Genomic DNA, 17,590 nt, shown 5'->3' with positions numbered 1-17,590 from the left:
TAGTCAGTGATCAAAGACTATTGACTAAAGACTATGGACTTAATTCTTTGCCATACAACTGCTGATTTTGATGCTTTAGGAGCGGCAGTCGGGCTAACATGCTTACTACCAGGAAGTAAAATTGTCCTGAGTGGTGGCGCACATCCACCCGTCAGAGATTTTTTGGCGTTACACCGAGATGAGTATCCTCTCATTGAAAGACGTGCGGTGAATCCCGAAAAAATTCGTTCTATCAGAGTTGTGGATACACAACAGCGCGATCGCCTGGGTAAAGCTGCTGAGTGGTTAGATTTACCCCATTTAAAAGAGATCATAGTTTATGACCATCACTTAGGGCAAGAATTAGATATCCCAGCGACACAATCCTACATTGAAGCTGTGGGAGCCACGACCACTTTAATGGTGGAACAATTGCAAAAACAGCAAATTTCCTTGAATTCCTCCCAAGCTACAGTTATGGCTTTAGGGATTCACGTTGATACTGGCTCGTTAACTTTTGATAGTGCCACACCACGGGATGCTTTAGCTTTGGCTTGGTTGATGCAACAAGGAGTAAGTTCGTCGGTAATTTCGACTTACCTTGACCCTGGGTTATCGCCACAATTACAGCAGTTATTAACAGAGGCGCTGGAAAATTTAGAGAATTTTTGTTTGCATGGATATACTATTGGTTGGGTAATATTAAAAACAGAAAATTTTGTCCCAGGGTTATCAAGTTTAGCGTCACAACTAATGGAGTTAACCGAAATTGATGCCTTACTGTTAGCCAACGAATATAGCCACGGACAAGACGATTCACGTTTATCAGTAATTGGGCGATCGCAAATTCCCGGCGTACATCTTAATGTATTATTTGAACAGTTTGGTGGTGGTGGACATTCTCAAGCCACATCGCTGAGTTTACGGGGAGTCGATACCCAAGAAATAGTCCAACAACTTCTAGAAGGGATTAAAACCTCAATTCCCCATCCCCCCACAGCCAGGGATTTGATGTCATCCCCTGTACGAACCATTCGCCCAGATACCACCATTGCAGAAGCGCAGCGCATTTTATTACGGTATGGACACTCTGGTTTATCGGTAGTGGATACCCAAGGGCAATTAGTCGGAATTATTTCCCGACGGGATATTGATATTGCTTTACATCACGGATTTAGTCATGCGCCAGTTAAAGGCTATATGACCAAAAACTTGAAAACCATTACACCAGATACCATCCTGCCACAAATTGAAGCACTGATGGTGACATACGATATTGGACGCTTACCAGTCCTAGAAAAAGGGCAATTAGTCGGAATTGTCACTCGTACAGATGTGTTACGAGAATTACATCAAGCTGATGAAGAAGGAAGATGGCGAGATGGCGAGATGGGGGAAACAGAAGTTAAGCTTCCATCTTTGACTGAGTTGCAAAATCGTCTTACACCTAAATTGTGGCAATTACTGACTACAGCATCACAAGCAGCAGAAAAACGGGGTTGGCATTTGTATTTAGTAGGCGGTGCAGTGCGGGATTTGCTGCTAGCAGAATCAGCCACAGGTACATTAATGATTTCCGATATTGACCTAGTAGTTGATGGCTTTCATCAAACAGCAGATGTTGGGGCTGGTGTAGAATTAGCCAAAGCACTCCAGGAAATTTACCCAGCAGCGCGGTTAGAAATTCATGGGGCTTTTCAAACTGCGGCTTTATTGTGGCATAAAGATCCAGAATTAGATTCTTTGTGGGTAGATATTGCCACCGCTAGAACAGAATTTTATCCTTATCCAGCAGCAAATCCGGAAGTAGAAGCTAGTTCTATTCGTCAAGATTTGTATCGTCGTGACTTTACAATTAACGCCTTAGCTTTACGCCTTACCTCTCCCCGCGCTGGGGAATTACTCGATTTCTTCGGTGGTTTACTAGATTTACAAGCCAAGCACATTCGAGTATTACACGCCAACAGCTTTATTGAAGACCCCACCCGCATTTATCGTGGTGTCAGGTTTGCGGTGCGTTTTGGCTTTGCAATTGAACCACAAACAGCAGAGTTTATTCACTATGCCATTAACAGTGGTGTTTACGATCGCACTGCCCAAAGCAATACCAAAACCCCAGCCCTACAAACTCGACTGAAGACAGAATTAAAACACATCCTAGAAGCCCCATATTGGCAACTTGCTTTACAGTTACTCGATAACTTAGGGGCGTTAAAGTGCATTCATCCTACCCTAGAGTTAAACCCAGAACTTTTACGACAATTGCGATTATTAGAACGTTGTTTACAGCGATTTGACCCCCAATTAACTCTAATTCACTGGCAAATGCGCCTAGAAGTTTTAATTGCCCACTTAGCACCCAAATATCGAGGTAAAGTAGCTAATAATTTGCAATTACATGAAGATGGCATCAAACGGTTACAAAACTTAGCTAAATCCCAAACTGAGGTCATGGAATTATTACCCCAGTGTCAGCGTCCCAGTCAAGTAGTGAAGTTGCTCAGAAATTATGATTTACCCATGTTGATTTTAATTGCCTTACAAAGTCAGCGAAATATTAGGCGGCAGATATGGCATTATTTGACAAGTTTGACGAATGTACAGCCAATATTAAATGGCAATGATTTAAAGCAATTAGGTTATAAACCAGGCCCCCAATATCGACAAATTTTAGATGAGTTACTTGCAGCTACGCTGGATGAAGTAATTAAAAATAAAGAAGAAGCTGAAGAATTTTTAGCCCAGCATTACCCTCAATAAATTTTAATTATTTTACATTATTATCACTACAAATAAGAGATTTTCAACTTCCCCTCAGTGATACTTATGCAGGGGTAAATTTTACAGTAGAGTCATGAAATTTTTCACCCATTTTATTAACAAAATATAGGGGTTTAAGTCCCCGGCTCCTATCAAGCCGCAAGTGTTGTGGCGGGGTATAAATCCAAGTTACAACAAGTAATTGCGAATTGCGAATTGCGAATTGCGAATTGCGAATTGGTTTAAATAGTATCTGGATCAATATTTAACTCTCGCAGTTTTGCAGCCAAACGTTCTGCCGTTTCTTCAGGCGTTGGTACTAATTTGCCGACTTCTGTGAAAAATCTCACTAGCCCCTGATGAACTCCCAGATATAAACCTAGTTGATGACTCCACAAATGTCCTTGTTCATTTGCTTGTAGAGGTTGATATTCTCCATCTACTAAATGAAATCCCGCAAATTCTAATGTGTAGGGGTCAAACCAAAAGTAATCCGGGGTACGGAAAGTATCTTGATAAATTTGTTTCTTTAATTCTTTATCTGTATTAGCTGTGGAATCAGAAAGAATTTCTACAATGACATGGGGATATTTACCGTCTTCTTCCCAAACTACCCAACTTTTGCGGGTTTTATGTTCCGTTCCCAACACCACAAAAAAGTCTGGCCCCCGAAAGTCTTGTGATTTGCGTTGGTGTGGACTGTAGTAGATAGTTAGGTTTCCTGCCGCATAAAAATCATTTCTATCTCGCCACAGCCATTCCAAGCACTTGAAAAGTAGGATTATTTGCTCTAGATGTAGTTCAGTTTCCCAGGGAGGCTCATCACTATATAAATCACTAGGGGGAAATGTTACATCTTGAGTGATGTTTTCTGCTGATTCTATTTCTTGAGCAATGGTCATAACTATTGAGCCTGCTGCAAGCCTTTATTGTATTTTATCATTAGCGATCGCAGACCTTACTGTTCCATCTTCATATTCATCATCTATTGCAGGTTAATAACCCCAGAACCATTTTCATTGATAGCATTGACAGCAAAGTAAACACTGATAACGATATCAATTACTGCAAATAATAAATCACCTCCCAGCGCTAAACCAACTAGCAAGGCGTTTAACCGTGATTTATTAAGTTTAGATTCCATAAGTTTCAACTATCCAAATATGATTAAAACGAATTTTCTGGTCTTTCTTTTAGTTCAAAGATACGAAAAAAATCTATTTACATTTTTACGGTTTAATTAATGATTCCTCAGACTGGCGATATTTAGCAATTAACTTGCGTCGTTTTAGAGGTGAATAAAGCAACATAGAAAGTGTAGTTAAACTGGTTCCTATTAGTGCTAACAAAATAAATGGATTTAGAAAGCCCGCTATTATTCCAGTTCCTACACTAGCCCCAAATCCTAATATTAGTAGTATTAGTACAGTTGTAAATGAGTCTTTAGCCAAATTTATAACCCAATCTCTAGCCGAAAGCACCACAGCCATACCCACAATACCCACCAACCCACCCACCAACCCACCCACAGCCCCACCCACAGCCTCACCCACAGCCCCACCCACAGCCTCACCCACAGCCCCACCCACAGCCTCACCCACAGCCTCACCCACAAACAAACCCACAGCCTCACCCACAAACAAACCCACAAACCAACCCACACCAGAATGCACAGCCCCGGCTACTCCTAGCTCTAGTTTGTAATAACCAACCCAAAACCCAGCCATAAGTGAGAGAATACCCATAAACAGAGTCTTCTCATATCTTTGTTGTAACAACCAACTCGCAACCGCACTTGCAGGATAAGTAATAAACCAAGTCGTAGCCATAGCTACCACCACAGCCATTAAAAACAGCTGAATTAAATCACCAGAGGCTATCTTTCGCTTTTCAATCGGTAAAGCAGCCGTCTGCACCTTCACCGTTAAAGTGTGAGTCTGTGGATATGCATTACTGTGCAGTATGAGTTGACGTTTATAGTGCTTATCTGCCATTAATGTACTCGTATCCACCTCAACCTGAAACCGAGTATAATTCCCGCTAAACTGAGCAGGTATCATCGAAATCCAAGCATGATTATCTGGGGTATGGGGTGGGTCTTGAGGATGGGGTGCAACTTCCCATCTCCCTTGTAGTAAAGTATCTGCTATGGGGTTCTCAATAGTAATGCTTTGCGTTAGCTTTTCCCCTAATCGGTTCGCTTTAAACTCCAGCACTGTTTCACTGAAATCAACTCCCGCTACACGAATAACATCAAGTGGCTTGAGTGCTTCTAAAGCCGATTGTGCATTAGCAAAGCGGTTTTTCTGTAACGGTTGTACCATCTTTTCCAACCAACCCAGAAACCGTAGACTCAACCGAGGTAAAAGATGGTGAAACTTAATTAAATATGGATCATCTTGATCTTGCAATTGATCTATTTTTGTCGATTGGATTCCTGTTAGTAAGCAAATCAACGTTACACCCAAAGCATACAAGTCTGTAGCGTCTGTTGGTTTAAACATTTGCTCAGGTGGAATAAAACCTGGAGTACCTCTAAACACACTACTTGCTGAAACGTCCTGGCTCCCAATCCGAGCAAAACCAAAGTCAATTATATAAACCTTGAGTTGTTCATCTACCAAAATATTTTCTGGTTTGATATCCCGATGAATTACAGCAGGATTGAGACTTTGCAGATATACAAGAATTTCTAAGGCGTTGATAGCAATTTGTTTAATTTCTTCTGGTGCAAAGCTACGGGTTTGTGCTAAAGATGGAGCGTTAATATATTCTTGCACCAAACAAAAGCCATCAGATGTCGCAAAGGAACTCAGGTAACGGGGAATACCAGAATGCTCTAATCCTTTTAGTACATCAATTTCTCTTTGATGAGCCTGAAACCCAGACCAACTTGAACCAGCTTGGGCAAAGCAAAACTGCTTTAATACGACTTCTCTATGATCAATATTTGATGCTAGCCAAGTAATCCTTCCTCCTTCACGATTACGTCCCAATTCTTGCAAAATTTGATAGCCGTGTTCGCTGAAATCTGGATATGGATAGCTATTCATAATTTAAGGGCGACTGGTTATGATATGCCATCTTTGCTGTGTGTTACGCAAATATACATAGATTAACAGGGGCAATTCTCTTAATCAATGTTGTTCACAATAGTTATTTAAGTGTTTCTAACGAAAAATGGGGCGTGGGAAAATAGAAGAGGCTGGCTTTGCTCTTGTCAGCATCAAGTCATCTCTAACTTCAAATTTCTCGCTCCCCAGCAGAAGCCGTAAAGCAGACAGGCAAGTTATAATTCTCTTGCGGAGCAACGTAACAAAAATTTATGAGTAACCCCCTTTTGCAAGCCTTTTTCGTCGGTAGAGCCGTAGCTGAAGTAATTAATGAGCGCGTAGAAATCGCCTTAACCGATGCTTTGAGTGATTTGGGCAAATTTGATGCCGAAGCTAGAGAACAAATGCGCCAATTCACAGAAGAAGTCCTAGAACGGGCAAATCGGGCAGCAGAAGCTGCCAATGCTGGTCAAAGTACTCCTGGTGGTGGGTATTCTAGTCCTGATTCGGTTGATATCCAAGCAACCATTGATGAGCTACGGGCAGAAATTGCCGTTTTAAGAAACGAATTGCAACGTTATCGCAGCAGTTCTGTTTAATTTTGGTCATTAGTCATGATCAAATAACACTTGCTCGTCAATCGTTTAAACATCAGAGCGTCTTTTAATCCAGGTGATTTGGTTAAAAACCAACGGTACACATTAAAGATATGGAAACAGGTTATTCAGATAAGGCATACCGTTGGAATCGGGAAAACTACTCTAGTCGGCGGCGCTTTGTGGACATTTGGTCTTTTGTTTTGACCTTAATGTTCAAGCTTTGGCGTTTCAACAAATCTTGGAGTTATCCTGGCGGTGTCACAGAGGCTAAACAAGCTGCAAGACGCAAAGCCCAAGCAGTCTGGATTCGTAATACCCTACTGGACTTAGGGCCAACTTTTATTAAAATCGGGCAGTTGTTTTCTACCCGTGCTGATATCTTCCCTGGTGAATATGTCGAAGAGTTGGCCAAGTTACAGGATAAAGTGCCAGCATTTAGTTATGAGCAAGTAGAAACAACAATTGAGAAAGAATTAGCCAAGAAAATTCCGGAATTATTCCAGAGTTTTGAACCTATTCCCTTAGCAGCCGCGAGTTTGGGACAAGTACACAAAGCCGTGCTGCATACAGGGGAATCAGTTGTGATCAAAGTCCAGCGTCCTGGATTGAAGAAGCTATTTGAAATCGATTTACAAATTCTCAAAGGAATTGCCCGTTATTTCCAAAACCATCCCAAATGGGGACGGGGACGAGATTGGATGGGCATTTACGAAGAATGTTGTCGGATTCTGTGGGAAGAAATTGATTATCTCAATGAAGGTCGTAACGCTGATACTTTCCGCCGTAACTTTCGCGGCTACGAGTGGGTAAAAGTCCCCAGAGTTTATTGGCGTTACGCTTCACCCAGAGTACTGACTTTAGAATATGTGCCAGGCATTAAAATTAGCCAATATGAAGCTTTAGAAGCAGCAGGTTTAGATCGTAAGGTACTAGCCCGTCAAGGCGCTCAAGCTTACCTGTTGCAGTTGTTGAATGATGGCTTTTTTCACGCCGATCCCCATCCAGGCAATATTGCGGTGAGTCCCAATGGTGATTTAATTTTCTACGACTTCGGCATGATGGGGCGCATTAAGTCGAATGTGCGTGAAGGACTCATGGAAACACTGTTTGGGATTGCCCAAAAAGATGGCGATCGCGTAGTCCAATCTCTGATAGATTTAGGAGCGATCGCACCCACAGATGACATGGGGCCAGTGCGGCGTTCAGTCCAGTTTATGCTGGACAATTTCATGGATAAACCCTTTGAAAGTCAATCTGTGGCCGCCATCAGTGACGACCTTTACGAAATAGCTTATAATCAGCCATTTAGATTTCCGGCAACCTTCACTTTTGTGATGCGCGCTTTTTCTACTCTTGAGGGAGTAGGTAAGGGCTTAGATCCAGAGTTTAACTTTATGGAAGTTGCCCAACCATATGCAATGCAATTAATAACAAATATGAACGGTTCTGATAATAATAGCTTTATTAATGAATTAAGCCGCCAAGCAGTTCAAGTCAGTACAACCGCATTCGGATTACCCCGAAGATTAGAAGACACATTAGAAAAACTGGAACGCGGTGATATGCGTGTGCGTGTCCGTTCTATAGAAACAGAGCGTTTACTACGCCGACAAAGCAATATCCAGCTAGGCACAAGCTACGCCTTGATAATCAGTGGATTTACCCTTTCAGCTACAATTTTATTCGTTAATCATTATGTATGGCCAGCCCTGCTGACTGGTTTAATTGCCGCCGCAATGTCAGTATTACTCATTCGTTTGCTTTCACGCCTCGACCGTTATGACAGGATGTCTTAATTATTTTCCTAAAAAATTATGAAACTTAACTTCACGGGTTCTAGTGATCCGGGACTTGTTCGCTCTAGTAACCAGGATGCTTATTATATCGATCCCGAAGGGCGATTTTTCATCGTTGCTGATGGCATGGGTGGCCATGCGGGAGGAGAAGAGGCGAGTCGGATTGCTACAAGGGAAATTCAAGAATTTTTGGTAGCTAACTGGAATGCTGCTGAACCTACAGCGAAATTGCTAGAAAACTCCTTGTGGCAAGCTAATAAAGCAATTTTACATGATCAACAACAGCATCCTGAACGTGCTGACATGGGGACGACAATTGTCGTAGTGATTTTTCGCTCACCAGATTCTCCTTGGTGCGCTCATGTGGGCGACTCCAGGTTATACCGCTGGCGAGATGCAAAATTAGCACAAATCACAGAAGACCATACTTGGGTAGCAAGAGCTATCAAGACAGGTGAAATTACCCCAGAAGAAGCACGTTCTCACCCCTACCGCCATGTGTTATCACGTTGTTTGGGTAGAGAAGATTTGCATCAAGTCGATGTCCAACCCCTAGATGCCAAAGTTGGCGATCGCCTGCTTTTATGCAGTGATGGTCTGACTGAAGAACTTGACAATCATCATATTGCTAATTGCCTGCACAACTACCCCTTACTGGAAAAAACCTCTTTCGCTCTCATTGAAGCTGCCAAAGAGCAAGGTGGCCACGATAACATCACAATCGTTATCGTGTCCCTTGAGGAAGATACCCCAGAATAGTCAATCAATTTGAAAATTTCAAATTAGCGTTAAGCAAGTATTTTGGATTTGCTCGATCCAAGATTTGATAGTGCTGTTTAATTTGAGATTTTTTGTACTTAAGGCTATTTATTGCCCCTGATTGTCCCTTTTTTTGTCCTTGGCGACTCCATAAAGCCCCTGCAAGCTCCCAATACCCGGGAAGGGAAAACTTGTCCAGCGTGCTGCTTCCGCACCCCTAAATACCTTATTTTTTGATTTTTCAGTCCTTAAATATTTTTTCCGGTACATATACTCAGTAATTTGTTCAGCCTGAGCATTTTTCCTCTTTACAACTTGATACAACTACTTTTAACCGCCAATTTTACCCATTGGCGGTTAAGTTTACATAATTCGGTAAATTGACTTCTTGCACATAATGGTATATGGCGAATATAATTCACGCTTAATACCTTTTATTTTTTCACCCCTGGATTCCGTATCTCCTGGCACGAGAAGTGAAATTGAGGGGGAAAAGTCAAAAAAGGTGCTATTACCTGAAAACGTTGTATAGCAAGAGCTTCCTTCTCCCACAAAGTTAGAGAAGTCTTAAGTTATACATCTGTTGATTGACGTGCAAGATATCAAAACAGAAAATTTACCCTTAAAGGATGTGGGCAATTCGTCAAACAATTGTTATCTTTCTTAATACAGAGGTACAAATGTATGTATGAAGATTATCAGCCCATTTATTACACCTTTAGGACTTCTGTAACCGTTGTAACTTTTACGCGTTGTTTTTTCTGGAGTTTATTATGAGTCAACCCATCGAACTATCTTTGGAACAGCAATTTAGCATCCGCTCTTTTGCAACTCAAGTCCAGCACATGAGTCCTGACCAAGCCAAAGACTTTTTAGTCAAGCTTTATGAGCAAATGATGGTGCGCGAAGCTACTTATCAGGAGTTGCTCAAGCACCAGTGGGGCTTAGATTCCGGTTCCACTATGGCATAGAGTAGGTTATGTGTCGCAGTGGGCGACCTCCTTCTCTTGCTCAGTTCCAGGGAGGAAAAGAGCTGGGGATGCTGGGGCGTCAACTTCAATTAAAAAATCTAGTACAGATAATTCAGAACTCAAACACTGATTCAGCAAACTTTCAGGCTGCATATATTTTTCCAATTTACCGTAGCTTTCGGTTTAAATTAGTCAACTAATCTCCAGCCAAACTTAATTTGCTTTTGGCTACATTAGGTGCTGCATCTATGTAAAATCATTTACTTACTGTAATGCACACCAAGGAAAATTTGCTGAGATTTACGGAAATACAGTTTTGTTTCTGTCATTGATGCTCATTATATTTTCTATAAATAAAGCTTACAACCAGATATATATATTTCTTAACAAAGTTTTACATTTGCTAAAAATCACTGTTTTATGATATGAGGCTATAAAAATCTAACATCCAGACTGGCGTTAGGTGGAAACATGGAAAGCAGAATTAGTGGCCATTGCTGCTAACTTAGCTATGATTTGGGGTTTAATTTTTTCGTACTCGCTTTTGAGTAAACGTTTACTGAGTTGGGGATCGGCAGACGACACAAAAGTTTTACTCATGGCTACCCATTGTCGCAATCGTTGAGGTTGAGCTGGGTCAATACTAGATGTGAGAATATGAGAACAGCGATCTGGGGCTTCCTTGGCAAATAACAACAAACGATAGGAAGTTCTCTGTGCCAGTAAACAGGCCATTTCTTGCCCCAGGCTAGTTTTCATATCTAGGTAGTAAGGTAAACATTTAGGCTCATGTTTGCGGTTATAGATGACTGTAATCCATAACAACATGGGGTGAGGAGTTGTAATAAATAGAAATTGATTATAAATATTACAAACTAAACGACTGATAATTTCTCGCTGCGGGAGCATGATCCATAAGGCTGGTAATATTTCCCCATTAAACTGAATGGGTTGAGGGAAGACAATATTGGCAATTGGTTTATTTTGGGGCCAACAAGCAGAGCGAGCAATTTCATCATTGGATAAATATATCTGCACATCGCCTTTGGTTTGCGGTGGCGACTCAGAGCTACTGGTAATAGCATGAGTAGGGATATGAATTTCATGAGTATTCGTCCCCTTTTTGTAACGCACTTCTAAAGATTCTAGAACCTGGAGGATATCACCAATACTTTGAGGGCGATCGCTTGGTGCTTTAGCTAGACAACTCATGATTAAATTTTGGACTTCCTGAGGAATTGGCAATCCAGGGGCCACCTCAGCAAAAGTACGTGGTGGTTGACTGTGATGTGTTTTATACCATGCTCCAAAAGAATGAGTTGGTGTGACTAAAGGCATTTCGCCTGTCAGCATCTCAAACATCATCACGCCCAAACTATAAATATCGGCGCGATTGTCTAATTCCTTCCCTTCCATCTGTTCGGGAGAAGAATAAGCCAGCGTTCCTAAATAATATTTTGTTTGGTCGCCATTGGACTGTAGTAACTTAGCAATGCCAAAATCAAGAACCTTGACCAATTCTCCAAAACTAGGGTCTTGAATCACCAACATGTTGCTGGGCTTAATATCACGATGAATAATTGGGTAAATTGCACCATCCACAGGGATACCGTCATGAGCGCACTTTAACCCCAAACTAATTTGCCGCGCCATACTCAAAAATCTTGGCAAAGAGAGATTTTTTTGGCGGATAATTTGGTTAAGGCTATCTCCTTGCAAGTATTCCATGACATAGAACGGCGTGTTATTTTCGTCTACACCGTAGTCCATGACTCGGACAATGTGAATACTTTTTTGCCCTAGTAAAGCACAAGTTTTTGCTTCGCGCTCAAAGCGGTCTTGCAACCGCATCTTTTTATTTTGTATGGACAGAGACAGAAACTTCACAGCTACAGGTACGCCGCCCAACAAAATATCCTTGGCACGATAAACACGGCCCATAGCTCCAGTACCAATCAACTCTTGAAGCTGATAGCGTTGGCCAAGTAAGCGACCAATGTTGGGGTCTGACATAAAAAATTCGACTCCAATGTTCAATAATCGTCAGTGATGCCTGTTCAATAGGCAGATGGTCAGTGTTTGTCTGCAAAAGTGCCTGCAAACAGACGGAACTAGTAGATGCACCTTCATTTTTGGTTCCATCCTGCACTTTGATGCTGGTATATTTTTAGTCTGCCCAAATTTGACTAACTAGATATCTCGAAAACTCAGATTGGTTACTAGGAACTGGGGTGGGGATTATTTATTCATTTTTGGTTACGCTAAAAGCACTCAATAACCAATATTCAATATTCTATGTTGACTGACGTTCTAAACTGGCTTCTAGTGTATTAGTTAAAACATGTCCAGCCATCACACCACTGCTGAGATAATATGAGTTTTCGGAAATGCGGTACATAGTTTCAAAGCCACTACGACGTTGGCGATCGCCTATTACCCAATAACGCTGCACAATGGTATCTAGACCAATCCAACCTTCACCTTCAACTTGTCCCCAGAGGTTGTGCTGGAGTAAAAAAGTATACTGACGCTCTCCATCATGTAAACGTCCCCGATATTGCAAAGAAATTTCCGCGCGATCGCTACCAGGAAAAATCAGCTTTGTTGCCATAGTGAACCAGTTATCTCGATTCCACGCAACTAAGGTCATACCCTTAACGCTGATTGGCATACCATGACGCTCCAACCAACTGCCTTGCATTGTCCAGCGTCCTGGTTCCAATAAAAAAGTATGAGCCACCTTATATATTCCTTGTCTTGTTCCAAATACCCCTAAGACTTAAAGATATATTAGTCATTAGTCATTGGTCATTGGTTATTTTCCCTACTCCCTACTATAATTTCCCCCAACAGCACTTCATAAGGCGCACCAGTGGCAGCAGGGAGGTTGCCGGGAATACCTAACTGTCGCCAGTAGGCTAAAACTGCAAAGGCGATCGCTTCTTTAAAATCTGCATTTAAGCCGACTTCATCGGTAGTCATTACTGGTACTGATGGTAACAACGACTGTAACCTTTGCTTTAAATAGAGGTTGCGACTACCACCGCCACATAGTAGTACCTGCTGGGGCATTTGCGGTAAAAAAGTCTGATAACTGTGAGCAATGGAAGCTACTGTGAGTTCTGTGAGTGTTGCTAACAAGTCAGCTGGACTGAGTTGGGATGATTCGGCATCCTGAAGACATTGTTGTAAATAAGCTACACCGAATAACTCACGACCAGTAGATTTAGGTGGTGGGAGATGAAAGTAATCTTGTTGTAGCCATTTTTCCACTAAGGGATGGCAAGGAGTACCGCTAGCTGCCCAATTGCCGTTTTCGTCGTAAGTCTTAGTACCAGCTGATAAATGCTGTACTGCTAAATCCAATAAACTATTTCCAGGGCCAGTATCCCAACCACAAATTTTTTCTAGCCAATTATGATCACTACGAGGTGGAATGTAAGCAACATTGCCAATTCCCCCTAAATTTTGAATGCAACGTCCTATTTGGGGATGACTGAGTAAAAAAGCATCGACTCTCGGCACCAGAGGCGCACCATGACCCCCAATGGCAATATCAGCAACACGAAAGTTACTCACAGTTGTAATTCCCGTCAGATGGGCAATTAAGGCACCGCGTCCTATTTGCAGGCTGTAACCAAGGGGGCGAGTCGGGGGGGAATTAAAGTTTGATAACTGTTTGGGTGGTTTGTGGTAAACGGTTTGTCCGTGGGAACCGATTAAGGTTGCTGGTGGGTGACCAGTTTGAATATTTTGAGCGGCTTGGGCAAAGGCACAGGCGATCGCATCATCTATTTCTGCCAATTCTGCCATTGAGATGGCTTCCCCAGCACACAGCGCTAAAATTTTTTCTTTGAGGACGGGGGTATAAGGATATGTTTCTCCTGCTAGCAACTCAATTTTGAGATCCAAATCTGCACCCGAAATCTCTACTAAGGCAGCATCTATGCCATCGACGGAAGTGCCGCTGATTAAACCGATGACGCGAGTAGGGGCGGTAGCTTTGGCTGTGGGGTACATTGGCAAAGAATTTTTGATCAATTGTGAGAAGTTAATCAACGGTAGTTTAACTTATACACCAATGTCTGAAGAAAATCGCTTCTGAGATTATCAATATGTAATAATAAGCCGATCGCATACCCTAGTCAGTTATCAATGGTGCAAGATATCGACTCTATTAATGACCTTGCGGCTGCGTTGCAACAACCAGCTGACCTTAGCTTTGAACTACCAGACCCAGAAGATGAACAGATTCTAGAGTCAGATTTTCAACAACAATTAGATGTAGCATGGCAAGTATGCGATCGCTTCGATTTGCAAACCGAAATCTGGCGGGGACGAATTTTACGGGCTATCCGCGACCGGGAGAAAAGAGGTGGCGATGGTCGGGGTACTGGCTTCCTTCGATGGTTAAAGGAACGGGAAATCAGTAAAAGTCAAGCTTATTCCTGGATTCAATTAGCTAATAGTGCTGATACCTTGCTAGAAGAAGGCAGGCTTGACCCCAGCGCGGTGAATAACTTTAGTAAACGCGCATTTGTAGAAACTTCCAAAGCTGTACCCGAAGTGCAACAAATGGTGAGTGAATCTGCCCAAAAAGGCGATCGCATCACTAGAAGAGAAGTCCGCCAACTCACCGACGAATGGACAGCCATGTCCTCGGAGTTACTACCAGAAGAAGTCAAGGTAAAAGCCGCCGAAAACTCCCTACCTCCGCGCTACATTGCCCCTCTGGTGAAGGAAATGGAAAAACTGCCAGAACCACACCAGCAATTCATTCAAAAGGAAATTGCCGCCAATCCCGATGTCGATACCATCAAGCAAGCAACCACAGAAGCGCGTCACTTAGCCAGATATCTCAAATCTGCCGCCCAAGTCCAAGCTTTAACGCAGCAAGATATTGATATAGAAACAGCCTTAGAAGAAGCCCAAAGAATCGGCTGTTTAAGTGTAGCCGCCGACTTGGTAAATCAGGCATCTCAAATCGAACAAACTATTGCTAAGTTATACATGACCTGGAAACGCATCGCTAACTTAGCAGATCGCCTATATGTAGATACTGGTGCTAGTACACCCCACCTGCGATCGCTCCTCACTTGCATCGAACCCCTCGGTGGTGAAGTCATGGAACTGCAATTGAGTGGCGGGACGGAACATACAATTCGGTTACAAATTCAGGAAATGATTTAGGGATGGGGATTGGAAGCGGGACAAGAACAAAAATACTTGCTTCTCTCCCACCTCTCCCACCTCCCATCTAATCCGCAGCACAAGACGCACGATTAGACACCTGGGGCATGACAGTGGGGGCTTGCGCGACTAGAATTACATCACCATTAGTATCCCTTACCCACCCTTGGGCTTCCACAATTCGAGTTTTGGGCTTGACAGAATTACTTTCTATGTGTGCTAAATCCTGCATACCATTGGTACGATTTTCACTTCCTGCTTCTAATGGAATCCAATCGGCTAGCACCGTATCACTCATTAAAATCTCACTGGGACTAGAGGCGATGCCTCCACGTCCTGTAACTACAAATGAACTTCTTTGTCCTCCACTGGCATAGCAACCACTGGCAACTTGCTGGGAGGCATCAACGACATTTAAAGGGAGTTCTACTAATCCATTACTGGGGTCAACTTCTGGTGTGTTAATTTCTACGGTGCCAGTTAATGAAGGGTTTTGCTGAGAAATGGCTGTGATGTCGCTTGTTGGTAGGTTTTTGGGGTCTAGGTTGTCTGGATCTAGTCTTTCTAAGTCGGCGCGATCGCGTTGCACAAATCCAAATATACTGTTAGCGGTGATGCTGATTTTACCCCCGGCTCCAGAAAAAGCATTAGCAGTAATATCGCTATTTTCTAAAGGAACAGCAACTATAAAGCCATTAGGTGCATTAATTGTTATATTACCGCCATCTCCACCGGCTTCGGCTGTGCCTGCATTAGTAGAGATTTGACTGTTACGACGCATTTGTAATAAGTCTCGCACCTGTAGTGTAATATCGCCACCCTGACCAGTTCTAGTATCAGATGAGAGTGTTCCTTGATTATTTAACAGTATGGAGTTAGCTGTGACATTTATGTCGCCTGCTTTTCCTAAATCATTGGCATCTCCTAAATAGATAAAACCTCGCGGAACTCGATTTCTGACATTAATTCTAGCTCCATCTTGAATAATCAATTTTCCTGTCTTGATTGTTACTGTTCCTGCTTCTCCAGGACCAAAAGTTGAAGCAGATAAACTACTACCAAACTTGTTTTCTGAAGTTCCAATTATTTCCACTGATTCAGAGGCAGTAATAATTAAATTACCTCCGTCTCCTGTAGCTGGTCGAAATTCAGTATCGTTAGGAGGAATAGATGTTCCACTAGACTGTGTTGATATTTGCGAGCCATCTTGAACACGCAACCTCTGTGTATTTATGTTTATATCTCCTGCCTTACCACCACCAGCAGTTGCACTAGTCAATATATTAACTTGATTCAAAGAGGTACCAATCAGATCAACAGACTCAGAGGCATTTACAAATAAATTTCCGCCTCTACCATTATCTATAGTCGAAGTATCTATTTGCGCTCCATCTCGAAGAATTAATTTGTTGGCGTTAATTGTTAAGTTTCTACCATCTACAACGCCTGTAGTCCTACTAATTAGGAAAACAAAGCCAATTAATTCTACTGTTTTGCCTTGTAACTGGATACGACCGCCACCATCTTTGCCACTGGTATCTATGGTAGAAGGAATATTAGATTCACCGACAGTATGCTGAATTAATTGAATGTTCTGAAAATTTTGCACACCTTCATATCCCAAAACCCAGTCTTGGTTAGTGGAATTTAAACTGACTAAACTATTACTCCCAACACTACCTAACTCAATTTGTCCTGATACTGCTGTTAAACTTCCGCCTTCTAGCACAATATCACCACCTACAAGTGCCAAGGTTTTCCCTGACTGCACTTGTAAACCAACTGGTTCGAGACGAATATTAGTTGTACCATCTGGACTGTTAGCTTGAGATTGATTCCGGATAGAAGCCACAGTAGAGCCAAATTGTAAGCCTATGGGAGCAGTGATTGTGAGCAGTGGTGTCGTTTGTGCTTCTGTAGTAGTAAACTTAGTACCATCGGCGAAATTCAGACTAGTGCCTGTACTCGCCAAAAATGAACCACCAATGTCTAAAGCAGCATTTGTACCGAAGACAATTCCGTTGGGATTAATGAGAAACAGATTGGCTGTACTGTGTGCCTTTAAAATGCCGTCAATTTGAGAAATAGATGTACCTGTAACTCGACTAATAATATTCTGAATATCCGCAGAATTGTTAAACTCAACTGTACTTCCATTTTGTACAGAAAAACGCTCAAAGCTGTGAAATAAATTCATTCCTGCACGGGTTCCACCTTCAATGGTCGTGAGATCATCCTGAATTATGATCTGAGAATTTTGAGGTAGAGTACCATCTGGAATAATTTCAGCAATAGTAGAGTTGCTATTGAAAATAATTGCAGTAAATATTAAAATCCCTACTTTTCGTGCCCCCATTATTTTGTTCTCCAACAAATTTAAGTAACTTTAGCAAAAGCACAACATATACTAATCCTAAATTAGTTGTGAACATTGACATCCTCTCCCGCTAAATGCAAGCATTGTAGCGGGAGATTCCAACATC

At 42.1% G+C, this 17,590-nt stretch carries 14 protein-coding genes; 6 read left to right on the top strand and 8 right to left on the bottom strand.

Annotation, left to right across the window (positions count from 1 at the left end; translation table 11 throughout):
• Positions 1-33: 33 nt before the first annotated feature.
• The gene (locus ACM0OT_RS22720; RefSeq protein WP_414566647.1) at positions 34-2,739 is read left to right on the top strand and encodes a CBS domain-containing protein; all 2,706 of its coding nucleotides are present in this window, start codon (positions 34-36) and stop codon (positions 2,737-2,739) included.
• Between the two features lie 242 nt (positions 2,740-2,981).
• On the opposite strand, the gene ACM0OT_RS22715 is transcribed toward ACM0OT_RS22720, so the two are convergent.
• The 3 genes from ACM0OT_RS22715 to ACM0OT_RS22705 all read right to left on the bottom strand — a co-directional run bounded on the left by ACM0OT_RS22715 (position 2,982) and on the right by ACM0OT_RS22705 (position 5,792).
• A complete protein-coding gene (locus ACM0OT_RS22715) occupies positions 2,982-3,641 on the bottom strand; it encodes a Uma2 family endonuclease (RefSeq protein ID WP_414566646.1) in 660 nt (219 codons plus the stop codon).
• A gap of 83 nt (positions 3,642-3,724) precedes the next feature.
• Positions 3,725-3,883 (bottom strand): hypothetical protein, encoded by a 159-nt coding sequence (locus tag ACM0OT_RS22710; RefSeq protein WP_414566645.1) that lies wholly within the window; start codon positions 3,881-3,883, stop codon positions 3,725-3,727.
• A gap of 85 nt (positions 3,884-3,968) precedes the next feature.
• Positions 3,969-5,792, bottom strand: coding sequence for a serine/threonine protein kinase (locus ACM0OT_RS22705; RefSeq protein WP_414566644.1), 1,824 nt, complete (start codon positions 5,790-5,792; stop codon positions 3,969-3,971).
• 272 nt (positions 5,793-6,064) lie between these two features.
• Here ACM0OT_RS22705 and ACM0OT_RS22700 point away from each other — a divergent pair, with 272 nt between their 5' ends.
• The 3 genes from ACM0OT_RS22700 to ACM0OT_RS22690 all read left to right on the top strand — a co-directional run bounded on the left by ACM0OT_RS22700 (position 6,065) and on the right by ACM0OT_RS22690 (position 8,946).
• Positions 6,065-6,391 (top strand): DUF6825 family protein, encoded by a 327-nt coding sequence (locus tag ACM0OT_RS22700; RefSeq protein ID WP_414566643.1) that lies wholly within the window; start codon positions 6,065-6,067, stop codon positions 6,389-6,391.
• A 110-nt stretch (positions 6,392-6,501) separates the two neighbouring features.
• On the top strand, positions 6,502-8,187 hold the full coding sequence (locus ACM0OT_RS22695; RefSeq protein WP_414566642.1) for an ABC1 kinase family protein: 1,686 nt from the start codon (positions 6,502-6,504) through the stop codon (positions 8,185-8,187).
• Between the two features lie 18 nt (positions 8,188-8,205).
• Entirely contained in the window at positions 8,206-8,946 is a 741-nt protein-coding gene (locus ACM0OT_RS22690; RefSeq protein ID WP_414566641.1) for a Stp1/IreP family PP2C-type Ser/Thr phosphatase, read from the top strand.
• A 108-nt stretch (positions 8,947-9,054) separates the two neighbouring features.
• On the opposite strand, the gene ACM0OT_RS22685 is transcribed toward ACM0OT_RS22690, so the two are convergent.
• Positions 9,055-9,270 (bottom strand): hypothetical protein, encoded by a 216-nt coding sequence (locus tag ACM0OT_RS22685; protein WP_414566640.1) that lies wholly within the window; start codon positions 9,268-9,270, stop codon positions 9,055-9,057.
• Positions 9,271-9,719: 449 nt separating this feature from the next.
• Between ACM0OT_RS22685 and ACM0OT_RS22680 the strand changes: the two genes are divergently transcribed.
• Positions 9,720-9,917 (top strand): NblA/ycf18 family protein, encoded by a 198-nt coding sequence (locus ACM0OT_RS22680; RefSeq protein WP_414542749.1) that lies wholly within the window; start codon positions 9,720-9,722, stop codon positions 9,915-9,917.
• A 459-nt stretch (positions 9,918-10,376) separates the two neighbouring features.
• Here ACM0OT_RS22680 and ACM0OT_RS22675 read toward each other — a convergent pair whose 3' ends face one another.
• From ACM0OT_RS22675 to ACM0OT_RS22665, 3 genes are all read right to left on the bottom strand, one after another.
• The gene (locus tag ACM0OT_RS22675) at positions 10,377-11,930 is read right to left on the bottom strand and encodes a serine/threonine-protein kinase (RefSeq protein WP_414566639.1); all 1,554 of its coding nucleotides are present in this window, start codon (positions 11,928-11,930) and stop codon (positions 10,377-10,379) included.
• 280 nt (positions 11,931-12,210) lie between these two features.
• The gene (locus tag ACM0OT_RS22670) at positions 12,211-12,657 is read right to left on the bottom strand and encodes a hypothetical protein (protein ID WP_414566638.1); all 447 of its coding nucleotides are present in this window, start codon (positions 12,655-12,657) and stop codon (positions 12,211-12,213) included.
• A gap of 68 nt (positions 12,658-12,725) precedes the next feature.
• Positions 12,726-13,937 (bottom strand): anhydro-N-acetylmuramic acid kinase, encoded by a 1,212-nt coding sequence (locus tag ACM0OT_RS22665; RefSeq protein WP_414566637.1) that lies wholly within the window; start codon positions 13,935-13,937, stop codon positions 12,726-12,728.
• A 138-nt stretch (positions 13,938-14,075) separates the two neighbouring features.
• On the opposite strand from ACM0OT_RS22665, the gene ACM0OT_RS22660 reads away from it, so the two are divergent.
• Positions 14,076-15,107 (top strand): hypothetical protein, encoded by a 1,032-nt coding sequence (locus ACM0OT_RS22660; protein ID WP_414566673.1) that lies wholly within the window; start codon positions 14,076-14,078, stop codon positions 15,105-15,107.
• 67 nt (positions 15,108-15,174) lie between these two features.
• Here ACM0OT_RS22660 and ACM0OT_RS22655 read toward each other — a convergent pair whose 3' ends face one another.
• Positions 15,175-17,463, bottom strand: coding sequence for a filamentous hemagglutinin N-terminal domain-containing protein (locus ACM0OT_RS22655; protein ID WP_414566636.1), 2,289 nt, complete (start codon positions 17,461-17,463; stop codon positions 15,175-15,177).
• Between the last annotated feature and the right edge of the window lie 127 nt (positions 17,464-17,590).

This window comes from Anabaena sp. CCY 9613, assembly GCF_963920895.1.
Taxonomy (GTDB): Bacteria; Cyanobacteriota; Cyanobacteriia; order Cyanobacteriales; family Nostocaceae; genus Cyanocohniella.
The sequence above is the reverse complement of the archived record's forward strand: the minus strand, read 5'-3'. Positions and strand labels throughout refer to the sequence as shown.